Source organism: Pseudomonas sp. TKO26 (assembly GCF_003225665.1).
Taxonomy (GTDB): Bacteria; Pseudomonadota; Gammaproteobacteria; order Pseudomonadales; family Pseudomonadaceae; genus Aquipseudomonas; species Aquipseudomonas saponiphila.
The window spans coordinates 214,966-234,228 of record NZ_QKLN01000002.1 but is presented as its reverse complement, the minus strand read 5'-3'; the positions used below and the strand labels follow the sequence as shown (position 1 = coordinate 234,228).

The 19,263-nt window shown below is 63.0% G+C and carries 16 protein-coding genes; 8 read left to right on the top strand and 8 right to left on the bottom strand.

Annotated features, from left to right (window positions below):
• Positions 1-15: 15 nt before the first annotated feature.
• From DNK59_RS04250 to mreB, 6 genes are all read right to left on the bottom strand, one after another.
• On the bottom strand, positions 16-3,819 hold the full coding sequence (locus tag DNK59_RS04250) for a YhdP family protein (RefSeq protein ID WP_110722382.1): 3,804 nt from the start codon (positions 3,817-3,819) through the stop codon (positions 16-18).
• Positions 3,820-3,894: 75 nt separating this feature from the next.
• Entirely contained in the window at positions 3,895-5,352 is a 1,458-nt protein-coding gene (rng, locus tag DNK59_RS04245; protein ID WP_060837539.1) for a ribonuclease G, read from the bottom strand.
• A gap of 56 nt (positions 5,353-5,408) precedes the next feature.
• Positions 5,409-6,014, bottom strand: coding sequence for a nucleoside triphosphate pyrophosphatase (locus DNK59_RS04240; protein ID WP_110722381.1), 606 nt, complete (start codon positions 6,012-6,014; stop codon positions 5,409-5,411).
• A gap of 43 nt (positions 6,015-6,057) precedes the next feature.
• Complete coding sequence (gene mreD / locus DNK59_RS04235; RefSeq protein WP_016963426.1) at positions 6,058-6,549, bottom strand: rod shape-determining protein MreD; 492 nt, start codon at positions 6,547-6,549, stop codon at positions 6,058-6,060.
• The gene (gene mreC / locus DNK59_RS04230) at positions 6,549-7,622 is read right to left on the bottom strand and encodes a rod shape-determining protein MreC (RefSeq protein ID WP_110722380.1); all 1,074 of its coding nucleotides are present in this window, start codon (positions 7,620-7,622) and stop codon (positions 6,549-6,551) included. The genes mreD and mreC overlap by 1 nt, the downstream gene beginning before the upstream one ends.
• A 142-nt stretch (positions 7,623-7,764) precedes the next feature.
• Positions 7,765-8,802: a rod shape-determining protein MreB gene (mreB, locus tag DNK59_RS04225; RefSeq protein WP_002555108.1), complete on the bottom strand. Its 1,038-nt coding sequence runs from the start codon at positions 8,800-8,802 to the stop codon at positions 7,765-7,767.
• Between the two features lie 211 nt (positions 8,803-9,013).
• Between mreB and gatC the strand changes: the two genes are divergently transcribed.
• The 6 genes from gatC (at position 9,014) to DNK59_RS04195 (ending at position 14,275) form a co-directional block, all read left to right on the top strand.
• Entirely contained in the window at positions 9,014-9,301 is a 288-nt protein-coding gene (gene gatC / locus DNK59_RS04220; RefSeq protein ID WP_011059250.1) for an Asp-tRNA(Asn)/Glu-tRNA(Gln) amidotransferase subunit GatC, read from the top strand.
• Positions 9,302-9,317: 16 nt separating this feature from the next.
• Positions 9,318-10,769 (top strand): Asp-tRNA(Asn)/Glu-tRNA(Gln) amidotransferase subunit GatA, encoded by a 1,452-nt coding sequence (gene gatA / locus DNK59_RS04215; protein ID WP_110722379.1) that lies wholly within the window; start codon positions 9,318-9,320, stop codon positions 10,767-10,769.
• Between the two features lie 10 nt (positions 10,770-10,779).
• Positions 10,780-12,225: an Asp-tRNA(Asn)/Glu-tRNA(Gln) amidotransferase subunit GatB gene (gene gatB / locus DNK59_RS04210; RefSeq protein WP_092319606.1), complete on the top strand. Its 1,446-nt coding sequence runs from the start codon at positions 10,780-10,782 to the stop codon at positions 12,223-12,225.
• A gap of 186 nt (positions 12,226-12,411) precedes the next feature.
• Positions 12,412-12,786: a septal ring lytic transglycosylase RlpA family protein gene (locus DNK59_RS04205; RefSeq protein WP_110722378.1), complete on the top strand. Its 375-nt coding sequence runs from the start codon at positions 12,412-12,414 to the stop codon at positions 12,784-12,786.
• Between the two features lie 50 nt (positions 12,787-12,836).
• A complete protein-coding gene (locus DNK59_RS04200; RefSeq protein WP_110722377.1) occupies positions 12,837-13,898 on the top strand; it encodes a calcium/sodium antiporter in 1,062 nt (353 codons plus the stop codon).
• Positions 13,895-14,275 carry a carboxymuconolactone decarboxylase family protein gene (locus tag DNK59_RS04195; protein WP_110722376.1) on the top strand — a complete coding sequence of 127 codons (381 nt, stop codon included), beginning with the start codon at positions 13,895-13,897 and terminating at the stop codon, positions 14,273-14,275. The genes DNK59_RS04200 and DNK59_RS04195 overlap by 4 nt, the downstream gene beginning before the upstream one ends.
• A 68-nt stretch (positions 14,276-14,343) precedes the next feature.
• Here the strand turns inward: DNK59_RS04195 and DNK59_RS04190 are convergent, their stop codons facing one another.
• Positions 14,344-15,285, bottom strand: a complete 942-nt coding sequence (locus DNK59_RS04190) for an AEC family transporter (protein WP_110722375.1) — start codon at positions 15,283-15,285, stop codon at positions 14,344-14,346.
• 165 nt (positions 15,286-15,450) lie between these two features.
• Here DNK59_RS04190 and DNK59_RS04185 point away from each other — a divergent pair, with 165 nt between their 5' ends.
• On the top strand, positions 15,451-17,091 hold the full coding sequence (locus tag DNK59_RS04185) for a phospholipase (protein WP_110722374.1): 1,641 nt from the start codon (positions 15,451-15,453) through the stop codon (positions 17,089-17,091).
• 13 nt (positions 17,092-17,104) lie between these two features.
• Entirely contained in the window at positions 17,105-17,296 is a 192-nt protein-coding gene (locus tag DNK59_RS04180) for a hypothetical protein (RefSeq protein WP_110722373.1), read from the top strand.
• Positions 17,297-17,441: 145 nt separating this feature from the next.
• Here DNK59_RS04180 and DNK59_RS04175 read toward each other — a convergent pair whose 3' ends face one another.
• A complete protein-coding gene (locus DNK59_RS04175; RefSeq protein ID WP_110722372.1) occupies positions 17,442-19,169 on the bottom strand; it encodes an ABC transporter ATP-binding protein/permease in 1,728 nt (575 codons plus the stop codon).
• Positions 19,170-19,263: the final 94 nt, after the last annotated feature.

Sequence of the window (19,263 nt, the reverse complement as noted above, 5' to 3'; positions counted from 1 at the left end):
ACGCATCGAGGATTCTCAAAACGGCTTGTCGAAGGTGATTTTCGGCTCTTTCCACGGGCCCTTGACGTTGTACTTGACGCTGGCGAAGCGCGCCACGCGGTCACCGATCAGCTTGTCGATCAAAAACAGCGCCCCACCCACCGCCGGCGCGCCGACAATCAGCGCGGCGATCGGCAGGTTGTTGGTCACCGGCAAGGTCACCAGCAATTTGGCGTCCACCTGATCGGCTACCATGTCCAGGGTGCCATTGAGCTCCAGATTGCTCGACGGCCCGGTCAGCGTGATGGGTTCGCGGGTGACATAGACACCGTTGCTTGCCACCAGCACGCCACGCACCCGGTCGTAGCTCAACCCCTTGCCGAACAGATCGGAGAAGTCCAGACGCAGGCGCCGGCCGATGGAGTTGAAGTTCAGCAGGCCGAATACCCGTAGCGCCTGGGCGCCGCCCTCGACTTCAACGAACTGGCCCTTGCGCAATGTGGCGTCCAGGCTGCCGGAGTAGCGCTTGAGGCCGACCCAGGCCGGCGAGCCGGGCCAGCGCCCGTCAACATCCAGATGAAAGTCTTCGCTGGTCACCGTGGGTGCAAAGCCCCAGCCCTTGAGCACGTCGGCCAGGTTCTTGCCGCCAATGCGCCCGCGGTACCAGCTATTGCTGGCACCGGCCTGGCCTTCCCAACCACCTTCGCCTTGCAGCTGCATGCCCTTGAGCCCCAGGTCCAGGCTGTTGAAGCTCATGCCCTTGGCGGTAGGACGCACCTTGAGCGCCCAGCGGCCGATCAGGTCCGGGCCCTGGAACAGTTGCTCGATGGCGATATCCAGCGGCGGCACATTCTTGGGGTCCACCGAAGCCAGCGGATCGGGAGCATTCTCATCGGCCTGCGCCGTAGGGTCCGCGGCCGGCAAGCGCACGTACTGCATATTGATTGCCATCGGCGCCGCCTTGGCATCGGGGATGCCGACATTGCCCTTGGCCTGCTGGCTGTCAATCTGCAACGTCCAGGCGGCGGGCTGCCGGGTCAGCTGCAGGTTGACCTGATCCAGGCGAGTGCCAAAGGCGCTGAGGGTCCCGACCTTGAAGTCAGCACTGCTGAGCAACTGCTTGGCGCTGCCTCCCGGGTCCTTCCCCGCATAGCGGTCCACCAGGTTCTTCCAGGGCTCGACATCCAGCTCGGACAAGATCCCCCGCACCCGCAGCCCTTTGCTGGTGGGCAGCAAGGCCGCGCCGTCACCGAGAAACAGTTCGCCACGGCCCTCGCCGAGCTTGCCGCTGGGGGCGGCGAAGGTGAAATCGGCCAGCTCGCCATAATCGAACCAGTAGCGACGCTCGGCCCCTTGCAGGGTCATGCGGAACACACTGTTGCGGCCAGTACTGGCGCTCATGCCGAACGGTGCCGGCAGGTCCACCGCCACCCCCTTGAGACTGGAACTGACCATCAACTGGCTGTCGGCGCCATCGAGGTTCAGTTGCAACTGATAGGGCAGCTCGCCAGATACCGGCAACGGCTGGCTGACCTGCAGCCAATCGGTGAGTTTCTTGATTGCCACCTGCCCCTTGGCCACCACCCGCGTATTGGGCTTGCCAGGCTTACCATCGGCGAAAATCTGCGCGGTCACCGGCCGGTCGAAGGCCTGGGCACTGATGCCCTCGCCACTGAGCCCCTTGCTGCTGTCAAAGCGGAAGTCGCCCTTGAGCTGACTCAACTCCAGCGACGGCTCACTGAGCTTGAGGCGCGCCTTGTCGGTCTTGAAATCCACCACGATCTTCGGCTCTTCGCCCTTGACCAGCGGGATGTCCAGATTCAGCTTGCCTTGCAGATCGCCCTCGCCCTGCCAGCCGGCAAAGGTCGAGGCGGTGCCGATCGGCGCCTCCTGCAGGATCTTCACTCCGTCGCCCAGGCCGCCGGCAAAACTGCCGTCGATCAGCATGTGGCTGCTGTGCCCGCTGGCCACATGAGGAATGTTGACGAAGACATCCCGCACCTTGGTATCCAACAGCTGGCCCTTGCTGGCGACGATGCGCACGCCACTGTCTTCGACAAACACATCGCCACTGATCTTGCTCAGGTGCGGCCAGCCTGGCTGGAAGGCCAGTTCGGCGTCATGCACCTTGAAGAACAGGCTGATGCTACGGGCCGCTTCGATGGCGTCATGGTTCAGCGAGCCCTGGTACTGGAAGAAGCCCTCATCCACCGCGCCCTTGAGAATCGCCGTGCGCAGCCATTCATCCAGCGCCGGGCTGAGCACCTGGGGCAGGTACTTGGCGGTGTAGCGGCCATCGCCCTCCACCAGGCCGACCCGCAGGTCCATGTAGTCTTCCTGGCTGTGGTCGAAGTGCAGCCGGATCAGGAAATCGCCGGCAATCTTGCCCTCTTCCCCCAGCACCTTGAGGTACGGAGCGATCAGGGTGAAACCTTGCTGGTCCAGTTTCCAGGTCAAGGTCGCGTTGGCCTGGATGTACTGCCAGGGCTTGGCGAAGATCGGATACAGGTGCAAGGAGAAATCCTTGCTGTCCATGCGCAGCTCGCCCTGCCCCAGGTCGCCGCTGATGCTGCCGCTGACATTGCGGGCCGCTGGAGCGCCGTGATAGGCGTCGAAGCCGACCCGATCCAGGTTGGCGGCAAAGCTCAGGCGCTGGTCGCCGGTGTTCTGCGGACGATAGTCGAGCAGCACGTTGCGCAGCCCGCCGCTGACCTTCAAGCGCTCGATGGTGGTGGCCAGGCCTTCCGGCAGAGGGGCCAGGGCATTGAGGATCGGCGTGAGCGGCGTCAGGTCCAGGCGATCGGCCTGCAGATGCCAGAGTTCTTCGCGGTTGTCGCCGGCCTGGGTTTGCTGCAGTTGCAGGCGCGATTCCCAACGAGTCTCGCCAAGGCTCAGCGCCAGGGAGTCGAGTTGCACCTGCAGGCCCTGGTCGCTGCGCTGAAAGAAGGCGTTCAACGCCAGGTTCTTCAGGGTGACCGGCGTCCGCTCGGCATAGGCGCCAGTGAGCTGGGGCGCGTTCAGGCGCAGCGCGGCGCTCTGCACGCCACCCTTGGCCCAGTTCAGCCACAGCTCGCCGCCGGCCTTGAGTTCGGAGAGTTTCCATTGCTGAGTGACACGCGCCGGCAGCCAGCGCGACCAGTCGCTTTGCGGCAGGCTCAGGTACAGCTCGGCCTGGGCGTCGCGCCATGCCTGCGCCTGGATCCGCGTGCGCAGGTTGACGGCCAGGGGCTGCCCATCCGGCAGGGTCAGGCGCAGGTCAAGACGCTGGCGACTGGGGCCGGTGCGCAGGTTGAGGCCGACATAGGTCAGGGCCAGCGGCGCATGATCCTGCGGCAGCAAGGTGACCTGGCTGTCCAGCAAGGAGAGTTCGGCGACTTGCTGCAAGCGGGTCAGCAGTTGCTCCGGGTCCATGGGCTGGTCCTGCTGCATCGGCAGGCCTTGCAATTGCCACTGGCCGTCCGCGCCTTCCTTGAGGCTCAAGCTCAGGCCACTGAGTTCCAGGCGCCCGATGCGCAGGTCCCGGGCCAACAGGCTGCCGAGCATGTCAGGGGCCACGCTGACCTGGTCCAGGCGCAGGGCATTGGCCCCGTCGCCCACCGTCACATCGTGGGCCAGCAGGATCGGTGACAAGCCGCTCCAACGCCCCTCCAGGCTGCCGATCTGCACCGGCAAGCCCACGGCCTGTTGCACCTTGGCTTCGACCTCGGCCTGGTACTCGGCCACCAACGGCGTCAGCTCCCGACCCAGACTGACGTACAGGGCAATCACCACCAACAGCAACGCGCAGAGGCCCAGGCCCCAGCGAGTCAGCGTGGCGAACAGACGGATCAGCCGCTCCATTTCAGTTGGCTCCCACGGCAAAAGTCATGCAAAAAGCTGAAGCCAGCCGTTTCCACTGAGGTAAGACACGGGGAATCAGAGCAGCACCACGTCGTATTGTTCCTGGGAATACATGGTTTCGACCTGGAACCTGATGGTCCGACCGATAAAACCTTCCAACTCCGCAACGTTGCCCGATTCTTCGTCCAGCAGACGATCCACCACTTTCTGATTGGCCAGCACTCGGTATCCTTCTGCCTGATAAGCCCGGGCCTCGCGGAGAATTTCGCGGAATATTTCGTAACAGATGGTTTCCGGGGTCTTCAGCTTGCCCCGCCCCTGACAACTGCTGCAGGGCTCGCAGAGCACTTGCTCCAGACTTTCCCGGGTACGCTTGCGGGTCATCTGCACCAGCCCCAGCTCGGTGATGCCGATGATGTTGGTCTTGGCGTGATCGCGCTCCAGCTGTTTTTCCAGGGTGCGCAGCACCTGGCGCTGGTGCTCTTCGTCTTCCATGTCGATGAAGTCGATGATGATGATCCCGCCCAGGTTGCGCAGGCGCAGTTGCCGGGCAATGGCGGTAGCGGCCTCGAGGTTGGTCTTGAAGATGGTTTCCTCAAGATTGCGATGACCGACAAAGGCACCAGTGTTGACGTCGATGGTGGTCATGGCTTCTGCCGGGTCCACCACCAGATAGCCACCGGACTTGAGCGGCACCTTGCGTTCGAGCGCCCTTTGCACTTCGTCCTCGACTCCGTACAGGTCGAAAATCGGCCGCTCGCCGGGATAGTGTTCCAGGCGGTCGGCAATTTCCGGCATCAGTTCGGCCACGAATTGCGTGGTTTTCTGGAAGGTTTCCCGGGAGTCGATGCGGATCTTCTCGATCTTCGGGTTCACCAGGTCACGCAGGGTGCGCAAGGCCAGGCCCAGGTCTTCATAGATCACATTGGGCGCGCCGATGGTCTTGATCTGCGCACCGATCTGATCCCACAGCCGGCGCAGGTAGCGGATGTCCATGAGGATCTCGTCGGCACCGGCCCCCTCGGCGGCGGTGCGCAGAATGAAGCCGCCCGCTTCCTTGATGCCCTCCTGGGCCACGCAGTCGCTGACCACCTGTTTCAGGCGCTCGCGCTCGGCCTCGTCCTCGATCTTCAGCGAGATGCCGACATGCGCGGTGCGGGGCATGTACACCAGATAGCGCGAGGGAATCGACAACTGGGTGGTCAGGCGCGCGCCCTTGGTGCCGATGGGATCCTTGGTCACCTGCACCACCAGGCTCTGCCCTTCATGGACCAGGGCGCTGATGCTTTCCACCGCCGTGCCTTCGCGGGTGGAGATTTCCGAGGCGTGGATGAATGCCGCGCGGTCCAGGCCAATGTCGACGAAGGCCGCCTGCATGCCGGGCAGAACCCGTACCACCTTGCCTTTGTAAATGTTGCCGACAATGCCACGGCGCTGGGTGCGCTCGACGTGAACCTCTTGCAGCACTCCGTTTTCGACCACCGCCACCCGCGATTCCATCGGCGTGATGTTGATCAGAATCTCTTCACTCATGGCAGTGTCTCGTTCAGGCGTGTTCATAGAAGGCCGTAGCTGTCTTACACGGCGCTTTAGCGCACTGGAAGGTTTTGCCAACAGGGTATGCCGAAATGGCCGAGCAATTCTGCGGTTTCGCATACCGGCAAGCCGACCACGGCGGAATAACTGCCATTGAGCCCTGCGACAAACACCGCTGCAAGTCCCTGGATCGCATAACCACCGGCTTTGTCCCGGGGTTCGCCGCTGGCCCAGTAGAGCGCCGCTTCGGCTGCCGAGATGGGACGAAAACGCACCAGGCTGCGCACCACTCGCGACTCGCAGCGCGAGCCGTCGAGCAGGGCTATGGCGGTCAACACTTCATGCTCGCGGCCGGACAACGCCATGAGCATTTCCTGGGCGTCGGCCTGGTCCCGCGGCTTGCCCAGGATCCGTCCATCGAGCACCACGGCGGTGTCGGCTCCCAGCACACAGGCCGGCGCCTGGGACTCGCTGCTGGTGATCAGGGCACGGCCGGCAGCCGCCTTGCCCCGAGCGAGGCGCTCGACATAGGCGGCCGCAGATTCGTCGGCCAGCGGCGTTTCATCGATGTCAGCGCTGATGGCGGTGAACGGCACGCCGATCTGGGTGAGCAGCTCACGTCGGCGGGGCGAACCGGAGGCGAGGTAAAGCGGATTCATCAAGACATCTCCCTGTCGAGGTGCGGGCCAATGCCTGACCGAATTAATTGATTTTGAAACGTCGACGCAAGCCACGCAGGCCAAAGCTGACCCACGGCCACAACAAGGCGCTGACCAGGGCTGGCAGCACCAGGGCCAGGGTTGGCTGGCGATTGCCGGTCAGGGCACTGAGCCAGAGCTGGACCAACTGCGCCAGACCGAAGATCACCAGAATCACCAGGCTTTGCTGCCACATCGGGAACATCCGCAGGCGCTGCTGCAAGGACAGCACGAGGAACGTGATCAGGGTCAGAATCAGTGCGTTCTGTCCCAGCAGGGTGCCGTAGAGCACGTCTTCCGCGAGCCCCAGGCACCAGGCCGTCACCATGCCGACCTTGTGCGGCAGGGCCAGGGCCCAGAAAGCCAGCAACAGGGCCAGCCACAACGGGCGCAGGACTTCCATGAATTGAGGCAGTGGCGACACGCTGAGCAACATGCCGATCAGGAACGTCAGCCAGACGATCCAGCCGTTTTGTGAATAGGGGGTGCCCGCCATTATTCTCTCCCTCCGGTGGTGGCCGGTGCTGCCGCCGCAGGCTTCACCACAGGTTTATGGACCGGTTTGGCCGGAGCACGGGCCGCAGGCTTGGCCGGAGTCACCGGCGCAGCAGGAGCCGCGCTGGCGGGTGCAGCAGCGTTCGCCGCCGGCTTGGGCACCGTGGCCGGCACCACCGGCGCCGCGCTGCCACCTTGCTGATCCTGGGCCTCCTGGGCCTGGGCCGCGTCGTTGGCTCGCTCCTCGGCAGTGCGCGGATCGCTGAACACCAGCAGCAGGTAGCGGCTGCGGTTCAACGCGGCAGTGGGCACCGCCCGCACGATGGCGAACGGCTGGCCGGAGTCGTGGATCACTTCCTTGACCGTGGCCACCGGATAGCCAGCCGGGAAACGCTGCCCGAGGCCGGAGCTGACCAGCAGGTCGCCTTCCTTTATATCCGCCGTGTCGGCCACATGCCGCAACTCCAGGCGCTCCGGATTGCCGGTGCCGCTGGCGATTGCGCGCAGGCCGTTGCGATTGACCTGTACCGGAATGCTGTGGGTGGTGTCGGTGAGCAGCAGGACGCGGGACGTGTAGGGCATCAACTCCACCACCTGGCCCATCAGGCCACGGGCATCGAGCACCGGCTGACCGAGAAAGACGCCATCGCGCTCACCTTTATTGATGATGATGCGGTGGGTGAAGGGGTTCGGGTCCATCCCGATCAACTCGGCCACTTCGACCTTCTCGTTGACCAGCGCCGAGGAGTTGAGCAACTCGCGCAGACGCACGTTCTGCTCGGTCAGGGCCGCTAGTTTTTGCATGCGCCCCTGCAGCAGTAGGTTCTCGGTCTTGAGTTTTTCGTTTTCAGCGACCAGTTCAGTACGACTGCCGAACTGACTGGCCACGCCCTGCCATAGCCGCTGCGGCAGGTCGGTGATCCAGTAGGACTGCATCAGCACCAGCGACATCTGGCTACGCACCGGCTTGAGCAGTGTGAAGCGGGCATCGACCACCATCAGTGCGACCGACAGCACGACCAGCACCAGGAGGCGCACGCCTAATGAGGGGCCCTTGGCGAAAAGCGGTTTAATAAGCCGCTCCTCCCAGGCAAATGTTGTGTTTATTCATACGGCATCAAACCGGCCTGGATGCAGATTGATAGAAGACAAACGCCACAGGCAGCACTGCAAAGTGCTGCCTGTGAGCGCAACAGCATAGATGCCCGCAGCGAAGTTATTCGCTGGAGAGCAGGTCCATGGTGTGTTTGTCCATCATTTCCAATGCACGGCCACCGCCGCGAGCAACACAGGTCAGCGGATCTTCGGCAACGATCACCGGCAGACCGGTTTCCTGTGCCAGCAGCTTGTCCAGATCACGCAGCAGGGCACCACCACCGGTCAGCACCAGGCCACGCTCGGCGATGTCCGAAGCCAGTTCCGGCGGCGATTGCTCCAGGGCGCTTTTCACCGCTTGAACGATGGTTGCCAGGGACTCTTGCAGAGCTTCCAGCACTTCGTTGGAGTTCAGGGTGAAGGCACGTGGCACGCCTTCAGCAAGGTTACGGCCGCGCACGTCGACTTCGCGCACTTCGCCGCCCGGGTAGGCGGTGCCGATTTCCTGCTTGATGCGCTCGGCGGTGGATTCGCCGATCAGGCTGCCGTAGTTGCGGCGCACGTAGGTGATGATCGCTTCGTCGAAACGGTCGCCGCCAACCCGCACGGATTCGGCGTAGACCACGCCGTTCAGGGAGATCAGGGCGATTTCAGTGGTACCGCCACCGATGTCCACGACCATCGAACCGCGAGCTTCTTCAACCGGCAGGCCGGCACCGATGGCGGCGGCCATAGGCTCTTCGATCAGGAACACTTCACGGGCACCGGCACCAAGGGCCGATTCACGGATGGCGCGACGTTCAACCTGGGTGGACTTGCATGGAACGCAGATCAGCACGCGAGGGCTGGGCTGCAGAAAGCTGTTTTCATGAACCTTGTTGATGAAGTACTGCAGCATCTTTTCGCAGACGCTGAAGTCGGCGATCACGCCGTCCTTCATCGGACGAATGGCGGCAATGTTGCCCGGAGTACGACCGAGCATGCGCTTGGCCTCAGTACCAACCGCGACAACACTTTTCTGATTACCGTGGGTCCGAATGGCCACAACCGATGGTTCATTCAGGACAATACCGCGCTCGCGCACGTAAATAAGGGTGTTGGCAGTGCCCAGGTCAATGGAAAGATCGCTGGAAAACATGCCACGCAGTTTCTTGAACATGGGAAAGGGACCCTAGGCAACGCGTGGGTAAAAAAGTGCGGCAAACTCTAACAACGACAGGGATTTTGGGCAAGGCGCCAATATGTTAAATTGGCCGCTTTTCTGTGCACCAAACCCCACAATCGCGGCCATAAGACCGTAGAAATGCGGTAGTGTTCCGACAATCTAACACGCGGACGAAATCCGTTTTTGTTTTCCACTGGAGAATCCCATGGCGCTTGAACGCTCCGACGTGGAAAAAATCGCTCATTTGGCCAGCATCAAGCTCAATGAAGGCGATCTTCCACACATCACCTCCGCCCTGAACAGCATTCTCGGGCTGGTGGATGAAATGCAGGCAGTCGATACCGACGGTATCGAGCCCCTGGCTCACCCTCTGGAAGCCAGCCAGCGCCTGCGCGCAGACGTTGTGACCGAGTCCAATCATCGCGAGGCTTATCAGTCCATCGCACCAGCGGTCGAAAGCGGCCTGTATCTGGTTCCGAAAGTCATCGACTAAAGGGAAAGAGCCTGCAATGCACCACATGACTCTGGCCGAGATCGCCCGCGGCCTCGCCGACAAGAAATTCTCTTCCGTAGAACTGACCCAGACCCTGCTGGCGCGTATCGCCCAGCTGGATCCGCAGATCAACAGCTTCATCAGCCTCACCCAGGACCTGGCCCTGAGCCAGGCCCAGGCCGCCGACACCCGTCGCGCCAACGGTGAGAGCGGTGCCCTGCTCGGCGCGCCGATCGCCCACAAGGATCTGTTCTGCACCCAGGGCATCCGCACCAGTTGCGGCTCGAAGATGCTCGACAATTTCAAGGCGCCCTACGACGCCACCGTGGTCGCCAAGCTGGCCGCCGCCGGGACCGTGACCCTGGGCAAGACCAACATGGACGAATTCGCCATGGGCTCGGCCAACGAGTCGAGCTGGTACGGCGCGGTGAAAAACCCGTGGAACCTGGAACACGTACCGGGTGGTTCGTCCGGCGGTTCCGCTGCGGCCGTTGCTGCGCGCCTGCTGCCAGCCGCCACCGCCACCGACACCGGCGGCTCGATCCGCCAACCGGCCGCCTTCACCAACCTCACCGGCCTGAAGCCGACCTACGGTCGCGTTTCCCGCTGGGGCATGATCGCCTACGCTTCCAGCCTCGATCAGGGTGGCCCGCTGGCACGCACCGCCGAAGACTGCGCAATCCTGCTGCAAGGCATGGCCGGCTTCGACCCGAACGACTCCACCAGCATCGATGAACCGGTGCCGGACTACAGCGCCAGCCTCAACGGTTCGCTGCAGGGCCTGCGCATCGGCGTGCCGAAGGAGTACTTCAGCGCCGGTCTCGACCCGCGCATCGCCGAGCTGATCCACACCAGCATCAAGGAGCTGGAAAAGCTCGGCGCGGTGATCAAGGAAATCAGCCTGCCGAACATGCAGCACGCCATCCCTGCGTACTACGTGATCGCCCCGGCGGAAGCCTCCTCCAACCTGTCGCGTTTCGACGGCGTGCGTTTCGGCTACCGCTGCGAGAACCCGGCCAATCTCGAAGACATGTACAAGCGCTCCCGCGGCGAAGGCTTCGGCAGCGAGGTGCAGCGCCGGATCATGGTCGGTGCCTATGCCCTGTCCGCCGGCTACTACGACGCCTACTACCTCAAGGCGCAGAAAATCCGTCGCCTGGTGAAGAACGACTTCATGGCCGCGTTCAAAGAGGTCGACATCATCCTCGGCCCGACCACGCCCAACCCGGCCTGGAAGCTCGGCGCCAAGAGCAGCGACCCGGTCGCTGAGTACCTGGAAGACGTCTACACCATCACCGCCAACCTCGCCGGCCTGCCGGGCCTGTCGATGCCGGCCGGTTTCGTCGACGGCTTGCCGGTCGGCGTGCAACTGCTCGCCCCGTATTTCCAGGAAGGCCGCTTGCTCAACGTTGCGCACCAGTATCAGTTGAACACTGACTGGCACACCCGCACCCCAACCGGCTTCTGAGGAGACACACATGCAATGGGAAGTCGTGATCGGGCTGGAGATTCATACCCAGCTCACCACTCAATCGAAGATTTTCTCCGGTAGCTCCACCGCCTTCGGTGCCGAGCCCAACACCCAGGCCAGCCTGGTCGACCTGGGCATGCCCGGCGTGCTGCCGGTGCTGAACCAGGAAGCGGTGCGCATGGCGGTGATGTTCGGCCTGGCGGTAGACGCCGAGATCGGCCAGCACAACGTGTTCGCCCGCAAGAACTACTTCTACCCGGACCTGCCCAAGGGCTACCAGATCAGCCAGATGGACCTGCCAATCGTCGGCAAGGGCCACCTGGACATCCCTCTGGAAGACGGCACCATGAAACGCGTCGGCATCACCCGCGCGCACCTGGAAGAAGACGCCGGCAAGAGCCTGCATGAAGAATTCAACGGTTCTACCGGCATCGACCTGAACCGTGCCGGCACGCCGCTGCTGGAAATCGTCTCCGAGCCGGACATGCGCAGCGCCAAGGAAGCCGTGGCCTACGTCAAGGCGATCCACGCCCTGGTGCGCTACCTGGGCATCTGCGACGGCAACATGGCCGAAGGCTCGCTGCGTTGCGACTGCAACGTTTCGGTCCGGCCTAAAGGCCAGGTCGAGTTCGGCACCCGCTGCGAGATCAAGAACGTCAACTCGTTCCGCTTTATCGAAAAGGCCATCAACACCGAGATTCGTCGCCAGATCGAGCTGATCGAAGACGGCGGCAAGGTGATCCAGCAGACCCGCCTGTACGACCCGAACAAGGACGAAACCCGTCCGATGCGCAGCAAGGAAGAAGCCAACGACTACCGTTACTTCCCCGATCCGGACCTGCTGCCGGTGGTCATCGAGGACTCCTTCCTCGACCAGGTGCGCGCCACCCTGCCCGAGCTGCCACCGCAGAAACGCGAGCGCTTCCAGGAGCAGTTCGGCCTCTCGGCCTACGACGCCAGCGTCCTGGCCACCAGCCGCGAACAGGCAGACTACTTCGAGAAAGTCGCGAGCATCGCCGGTGACGCCAAGCTCGCCGCCAACTGGGTCATGGTCGAGCTGGGCAGCCTGCTGAACAAGCAGGGCCTGGAAATCGACGAAGCCCCGGTTTCCGCCGAACAGCTGGGCGGGATGCTGCTGCGGATCAAGGACAACACCATCTCCGGCAAGATCGCCAAGACCGTGTTCGAAGCCATGGCCAATGGCGAGGGCACGGCGGACGAGATCATCGACAAGCGCGGCCTCAAGCAAGTCACCGACACCGGCGCGATCTCCGCCGTGCTGGACGAAATGCTCGCGGCCAACGCCGAACAGGTCGAACAATACCGCGCCGCCGATGAGGCCAAGCGCGGCAAGATGTTCGGCTTCTTCGTCGGCCAGGCGATGAAAGCCTCCAAAGGCAAGGCCAACCCGCAACAGGTCAACGAACTGCTGAAAAGCAAGCTCGAAGGCTGATCGCGGTTTAACCGCAAGCGGCCCGGGCCGCTTGCGTGTGACGAGGGAGCGGGCTCCCGTTCGGTCGCGCAGCAACGGCATACCGGCCGGCACCATTCCCCAAGGAACATCGCCGCCGGCTTGCGGTCTGCCAGACAGACCGGCGGGAGCTCGCTCCCTCGCCACATCAACCATCGGAGCCCCCGAATGAAGCGTCTGGTTGCCGCTAGCGCCCTGCTCGCTCTGCTCACCGGCTGCGCCACCAGCCACGTCATCGACCCTCGGGGCTATGACGAAACCGGCACGGCCTCCTACTACGGCGCTCGCCACCACGGCAATCGCACCGCCAGCGGCGAACCCTTCGACCAGAACGGCCTGACCGCCGCCCACCGCGAGCTGCCCTTCGGCACCCGGGTCCAAGTCACCAACCTGGGCAACGACAAGAGCGTCGTGGTCCGTATCAATGATCGTGGCCCGCACACCCGCGGCCGCCTGATCGACCTATCACGCGGCGCCGCGCAACAGCTGGACATGCTGCGCAGCGGTACCGCCAAAGTACGGGTCCAGGCCCTCAGCGACTGACCGACGGAGCCCAAGCCATTACCGCCTTTGCCGAACTGCCCCTGCTCAGCGTGATCCAGCTCATCAGCGGCCTGGTGATGCTGATCGCCGGTGCCGAACTGCTGGTGCGCGCGGCCGTGCGCTTGTCGGCGCGCCTGCGGGTGCGTCCACTGATCATGGGCCTGAGCATCGTCGCCTTCGGCAGCAGCGCGCCGCAGATGGCCATCAGCCTGCAGGCGACCCTGGCCGACAACACCGACATAGCCGTGGGCAGCGTGATCGGCAGCAGCATCTTCAACATCCTGGTGATCCTTGGCCTCTCGGCCTTGATCATTCCCCTGCGGGTGTCGCGACAGCTGGTGCGCCTGGATATCCCGCTGATGATCGGCGCCAGTGTGCTTGTGTTTGTCCTGGCCTATAACGAACGCCTGACACCCTCAGACGGCCTGATCCTGCTGGCGGCCCTGGTGCTCTATCTGGTTCTGCTGCTGCGCCAATCCAGGCACCCGGCGCGGCCGCTGCCTTGCGCCACCGGCCGCCGCGGCAGCGCCCCGCGCCTGAGCAGCATGTTGCTGGTGCTTCTCGGTCTGGGGCTGCTGGTGTTCGCCGGTCACCTGCTGCTGGGGGCGGCGGTCACCGTCGCCGACGACCTTGGCTTGTCGGAACGGGTCATGGGACTGACCGTGATCGCAATCAGTACCTCCCTGCCGCAACTGGCCACCTCGCTGCTCGCCGCCCTGCGGGGCCAGAGGGACATTGCCGTGGGCAACGTGATCGGCAGCAACCTGTTCAATCTGCTGGGCGTACTGGGCTTCACGGCGCTGGTCGCGCCGACTCCGCTCTCGGTTTCGCCCAATGCCCTGGACTTCGACCTGCCGGTACTGCTCAGCGTGGCCCTGCTGTGCCTGCCGGTGTTCTATTCGGGGTATCGCATAACCCGCGCCGAAGGCCTGCTGTTTCTCGGGCTGTACCTCGCCTACGGGCTGCACGTGGTGTCCTTCACCACCGGCATGCCGCTGGCCGGCAAGCTGGAACACTTGATGCTGTTTTTCGTCCTGCCAGCCTTGGTAGCGTTTCTGCTGTTCAGTTCGCTACGGGCCTGGCGCCGCCAACACAAGAGAGAAACGCCATGAGCGAGAACAAGAAAAGCGGACTGCAGATGCGTCGCCAGGTGATGGGCGATGCCTTCGTCGATCGCGCCCTGGGCAATGCCACCGAGTTCACCCAACCGCTGCAGGACTTCGTCAACGAGCACGCCTGGGGCGGGGTATGGAATCGTGAAGGGCTGCCGTTGAAAACCCGCAGCCTGATCACCCTGGCCACCCTGACCGCCTTGAAATGCCCGCAGGAGCTTAAAGGCCACGTGCGCGGCGCCCTGAACAATGGCTGCACCGTGGAAGAGATACGTGAAGCCTTGCTGCATTGCGCGGTGTATGCCGGAGTGCCGGCGGCCATCGATGCATTTCGCGCGGCCCAGGAAGTGATAGAGACCTATCAGCAAGCGCAGTGAACCCGTCATTTGCCGACACGCCGGCTCCTACCCTCGCCCTGTAGGAGCCGACTTGCCGGCGAACAGCCTCAGATCCAACCGCCCCACTGCAAGACAAAGATCCCAATGTTGGTGGTCACCGCCGCCATCACCGTGGTGATGACGATAATGGCCGCCGCCAGCTCATGATTGCCATTGGCCGCCCTGGCCATGACAAAGCTCGCCGCCGCGGTGGGGCTGCCAAAATACAGAAACAGAATCCCCAGCTCCGCACCACGAAAGCCGCATAGCCAGGCGCCGAAGGTCGCCAGCGTCGGCAAGCTCACCATCTTCAGCAGGCTGGAACTCATGGCCATCCGCCCGCTGTTGCGCAAGGCCGCCAGAGACAGCGTGCCGCCAATGCAGATCAACGCCAGAGGCAGGGACATCTGCGCCAGATAGCGGCCCGAGGTTTCCAGCCAGCCGGGCAGGCCGATCTGCCAATAGGCGAACGGCGCCGCCACCAGCACGCTGACGATCAACGGATTGCTGAATACGCTCTTGCAGATGCTCCAGGGATCGGACTTGATCACCGGGCTGTAGACCGCCAGGACAACGGTCGACAGGGTGTTGTAGAAGAGAATCACCAGCGCCGCGAGCAACGCCCCCAGGGAAATCCCGTAATCCCCGTACATGCTGGCCGCCAGGGCCAGACCGATGATCGCGTTGTTGCCGCGAAATGCCCCCTGGGTATAGATCCCCCGATCCTCCTTGGGACAGCGCCAGATCGCCCAGCACCAGGCCAGGACGAAACAGGCCAGGGTGGCCACGGAGAAGTAGATCAGCACCCCGGGTTTTAGCGAGGCATGCAGATCGGCGTGGACGATGCCGAGAAACAACAGCGCCGGCATGGTGACGTTGAACACCAGAGCCGACGCGGTATGGATGAAGTTGTCGTTGATCCAGCCAACGCGCTTGAGCACCAGCCCAAGAAACAACATGGCAAAGACCGGCGCGGTGATGCTCAGGGTTTCGAAGAAGATTGCCAGCATGCACGGGGGCCTTGAGCCTGTCGTTAGGGCGCTAATGATAATCCAATCGAGCAACGCCGTCGCAGTGGGCTGCTTGACGCCCGGTGATTTTCAATTATGCTGAAAAACAACTGTATATGCATACAGTAAATCCAGACATAAACATGACATCTCAAGGAGCTAGAAATGTCAGGAATCTCTGCACAGATGCAGCAACAGTCACAACCGGCGGGCCAGATCATTGCCGACCTGGATCGCCTGTTCAGTGAACAGGGGATCGCCATCACTGGCGATGGCGACCCCCTGGTGCTGACCGCCGACGGCCACCACACCGTCAAGTACCACCGCCCGCAAGACCTTCCCCAACCAGCGCGCAACGCCCGCAAGGCATTGCCGCAATTGCGTTTCGAGGGAGGCGAACACACCGCCATCGGTGACAGCACTCTGCTGCGCTTCGTCAAGGATGGCCCGACCATTCCCGCCTGGCAGGTGGAGCTGCACCTGCCCAACGGCCTGGCCCTGACCTACGGCCAGGTGGTGGCCCTGGGAGGCGACTTCTACGGCATTCCCGAGCGCCCCATCTGCGAAGGCGCCACCGCCGCCGAGCGGGTGCAGCGCTTCAACGCCGCCTTCAATTCCCTCGCGGTGCTGCCGGCGTCCAAGGACGAAGCCCGACAGATCCTGGCCGTGATGCAGAAGGAAGTTCTCGCCGCCAATCAGGCGATCCGCGATGGCAAACAGCCCCATGAAGCCTATGACGCCCTGGGCGATACCTTGTCCGAAGAGTGGAACCGGATTACCGGCGGCGGCAGCGTGGTATCCGCGCTGTTCCCCCTGGGCCGCTATCTGAAGCTGGCGGCCAACAACGCCGACCACTTTGGCGAGTGGGCCCTGGCGGCCTATGTCGCCGGGCATACCGCTGCCCTGCAACAGGCGGCTCTGGCGGGCAAAGCCGCGGACGACAAGCAACTGGAACTGGCCTACGCGATGAACGCCTTCGCCGACCACTTCCTCACCGACCTGTTTTCCGCCGGCCATGTCCGAGTACCGCGCAAGCAACTGGCCGCGGTAGTCACCCCCAGCGACCTGGGCTCGTTGATCACTCGCTTCATGCACGACGAAGACAGCAAGTTCGGCCTCAATGTCAGCAACGCCCTGGGCGAGCGCTGGCATGCCTACGGCGACAAGCGCTACTTCGACAGTGTCGATCACCGCAATCGCCAGCAAGTGAAACAGGCAGTACAGCGTTCGGCGGATGAGATCTTCGCCTGCTACCTGAGCGGCAACGTGCCGGCTGCCGGCAGCTATGGGGCGCTTCAGGTGCTGCCGGATCTGAACGCGGCGAAAACCGGCAATTTCTCGCCACTGTTCGTGATGAGCGGGGACAAAGTGCTGCGCCGCAGCGACGTCAACAACCTCAACGACAGCAAAACCATCGACAACTGGTGGGGCTGGAGCACCTACCTGCTGCTGAAGAACTACAGCCCGAACAAACCGGCGGGTTATCTGGACACCCCAAGTGCGGTGCCGTCGATCCTCGCCGACGGCTGGCAGAGCCACAGCCCCAGTGAGCCCAACTGGCTGCCAGGCCAGGCAGTGCGCTATGCCCTCAGCGAAACCAACGGCTTGAACGAGTCCTACATCGGCCCCTGGTCGGCCTATGTCGAACTGAGCGACAGCTTCCAACCCACCCTGGGCATCCCACCCGGCACCAGCAACAGCGGCGCCACCGGACGCAATGTATTCCGTCAGTTCCGCGGAGGCTCACCGGAGCTGATCGGCTCCATCGACAAGAACGCCAGCCGCTTCATCGATCGCAACGCCTGATAAGGACATCACCATGACTATCAACCTGAACCTGCAACTGGCCTCTGGCCAATCCCTGAAGGATGCACCACTGGAGCTGTTGCTCGACGGCGCGCCCATAGCCCGAGCGCGCGTGGATGAACGCGGCAACGTGACCTTCAACGCCAAACCGGGAACTGGCCAACTGGCCGTGCGTGTAGACCGCTCGATCCTGCCCCAGGCCTGATCGCTCCCTGTAGGAGCGGGCTTGCCCGCGAAACGGCCTCAGCGCCACGGCTACGCCATGAGCCTGGGGCCTGCGCCGCCCTGGCCGGCGGCGTGCGACGGGATTCGAGCGGCAGGGAGCCCCTGCCGCCTCGCCGGCAGCGCCCTCAAGCGGTGACAGCCTGCTCCCGCAGATGCCCCTGCTCGATGCGCACATGCCGCGGGTGGAAGCGCTTGAGACTGCTGCGGTGACCGACACTGACAATGCTCAAGCCCGGCAACTGATCGATCAGTGCCTGGTACAGGCTGGCCTCGTCTTCCTCATCCATGGCCGAAGTCGCCTCGTCCATGTACAGCCATTGCGGCGCATAGAGCAGCGCCCGGGCAAAGGCCAGACGTTGTTGTTCGCCCGGGGACAACATGCGTTGCCAGTGATTGCTTTCGTCCAGGCGCGCCACCAGATGCGGCAAGCGGCAGGTCTCCAGGACCTGTGCATAACGCTCCTGGGCATAGCTGTCGCCGGCTTGTGGATAACTCAAGGCGTCGCGCAGGCTGCCAATGGGCAGGTAGGGTTTCTGCGGCAGGAACAGGTAACGCTGATTGGGCAGCAGAATGCTGCCATGCCCCGCCGGCCATAAGCGTCCCATGGCGCGCAGCAGGGTGCTCTTGCCACTGCCGGAGCGGCCACTGAGCATCAACCGCTCGCCGGGATTCACGGTCATCTGGGCTCCAGCCAGCAGATGCCGGCCGTCTGCCAGGTCCAGGCTCAGGTCACGCACTTGCAATTGCTCGCCCTGATGCTGCACGTCAATCGCCGGCGGACACTCTTCGTTTTCGCTCATGGCCTGACGAAAGCTCAGCAGACGATCACAGGTGGCGCGCCAGGCGGCCAGGTCCGAATAGGCGCTGATGAACCAGCTGAAGTTCTCCTGGACGTTGCCGAAGGCCGAGTTGATCTGCATCAGCTCGCCCAGCTCGATCTTGCCGGCGAAATAGCGCGGCGCGGCCACGATGAACGGGAAGATGATCGCGATCTGACCGTAACCGGCGGTAAAGAAGGTCAGGCGCTTGGACACCTTCATGATGTCCCAGAAGTTGTGCCAGACCTTGCCGAAGCGGCTGCTCAGGCGCTGGTTTTCGTTATTCTCACCGTCATACAGGGCAATGCTCTCGGCGTTCTCCCGGACCCGCACCATGGAGAAACGCAGATCGGCTTCAAAACGCTGTTGCTGGTTGTTGAGGCTGATCAAGCGACGTCCGATCAAGTGGGTCAGCCAGCTGCCGACGGCGGCATACACCAGCGCACACCAGAACATGTAACCGGGAATGGTGTAGCCGAACACCTCGATGCTGCCGGACACGCCCCACAGAATGATCGAGAACGACACCAGGCTGACCACGTTGCGAATCAGCCCCAGGCCCAGGGACAAGGTATTGCTGGTGAAGCTGTTGAGGTCTTCGGAAATCCGCTGGTCCGGGTTGTCGGTGTAGCCGCCCTGCTCCAGCCGGTAGTAGTTCTTGTTGCCAAGCCAGCGGGCAAAGTGCCTTTCGGTCAGCCAGGCCCGCCAGCGGATGGTCAGCATCTGGGTCAGGTAGAGACGATAAACCGCCCCCAGAATGGCCACCGCGGCGATCCCGCAGAAATACAGGATCAGGCTCCAGAAAGCCGCCTCATCCTTCTTCTGCAAGGCGTTGTAGAAGTCCTTGTACCAACTGTTGATCCACACCGAGATGGCCACGCTGAACAGCGACAAGCCAATCACGGCAATCAGCAGCAACCAGGCCTTGCCCTTTTCCTCACTGCGCCAGTAAGGCGTGATCATGGCCCAGACCCGTCGGAAGAATTGACCGCGCACAGCGTCGTTGACCGCAGAGTATTCAGCGTTCTGATTCATCGTTGAGGCTCGATTGGAAGGAGGACAAGCATTGAGCCGATCTTAGTAGATCGGCTCGCTTTTTCACGATGTCCGGCGGACATTCGTTCAGTCG